The organism is Bacillus sp. PPSBB_11 (genome assembly GCF_038023285.1).
GTDB classification, from domain to species: Bacteria; Bacillota; Bacilli; order Bacillales; family Bacillaceae; genus Bacillus; species Bacillus altitudinis.
In genome coordinates this window covers 770,448-771,603 of sequence record NZ_CP150633.1, presented here as the reverse complement: position 1 = coordinate 771,603, position 1,156 = coordinate 770,448, and the positions used below count along the sequence as shown (strand labels likewise).

Sequence of the window (1,156 nt, the reverse complement as noted above, 5' to 3'; positions counted from 1 at the left end):
GTTGCTTTTTTGTTTATTATACCGTATCTATTCGTTTACGTAAATACGTATAAACGTAATTATTTTCGTTGACTTATTATACGCATAAGCGTAATATACGTATTAACGAATAAAAGTATAGGAGGTATCGATATGCATTACTTAGCGGAACACCAAACGTTCTCATCAACGCAGGCTCTAAATACGGCCGTCTACGAACACATCAAACGAAATTCATACGACTTATCCGACACGGCGCGGATCGCACTTAAACAGATCGCACGTTATGCGGTCAAGTTCGCAGGCGCAGCGCATCTCAAAGCGGAAACCTTGGCCGACCTAATCGGTAAATCCGTCAAGACGGCACGCCGCGTTCTTAATCAACTGGCTGCGTTGAACATCGTCAAGAAGGTCGCAACGACTCGTAAGATCAACGGAGGCAAGGGCGCAAACATCATCGTCATCTTACCGTTAGCCGCGAATGACCAGTCGACAGTGACCACTCGACCAGCGCCGGAAAACGCCGATGCACCAACGGTTGAGACGCCGAAAATCGAAAATGAACCATCGGATTCTATTAATCACTTAAATCAAAAGCACGTTAAAGATACGGCTGCGGTGCCGGCTGAAGCGCTGAAAAACTCGTTGCCAACGGAAATCTATAACGCCATGAGTCGCTACTTTGACGCAGCAGAAATCTATAAATATTACGGCTTGTTATTGCGTGCTAAGGCTTCCGTAGATCCTTCGCTAATGATCGAGCATGATTCGGAGCCATTCGTAGATGCGTGGCACAAGACGATACTCAAAGCGAAATTGAACGAAATTAGCCGTTTTGATGACTACGTATATATTTCGTTCCAACGTGCAGCAAGCGAGGCAAAACGTAGGAAAATGCGTGGTAAATTAGAGGCTTTCGAAGCGTTTATTGAATCGGATTGATCGAAACATCGTGTAGCAAACGTAATTGACCGCCTACAATATCCGGTGTATAATCGCATTGATTACATTCCGGATTCGTGTCCGAAATAGTACGGACCGTTATCCGAAATAAGTGTACGTAAGGCTTTCGTAGTAAGAATCGTAATAAATTCGCAATAGGTTTCCGGTACCACGTCTGCCGGGGGTTCGAATCCCTCCGAGCGCGTTACAACGTTTTAACGCCGTTATATCAACG

The 1,156-nt window shown here is 45.2% G+C and carries 1 protein-coding gene; it reads left to right on the top strand.

Features of this window, described 5'->3' with window-relative positions; all coding sequences use genetic code 11:
• Positions 1-132 precede the first annotated feature (132 nt).
• The gene (locus V7L95_RS03875; protein ID WP_340968071.1) at positions 133-921 is read left to right on the top strand and encodes a helix-turn-helix domain-containing protein; all 789 of its coding nucleotides are present in this window, start codon (positions 133-135) and stop codon (positions 919-921) included.
• Positions 922-1,156 lie beyond the last annotated feature (235 nt).

What these genes read in the sequence shown, in the direction of transcription:
- V7L95_RS03875 (WP_340968071.1), top strand. Translation starts at nt 133, where the DNA reads ATGCATTACTTAGCGGAACACCAAACGTTCTCATCAACGCAGGCTCTA.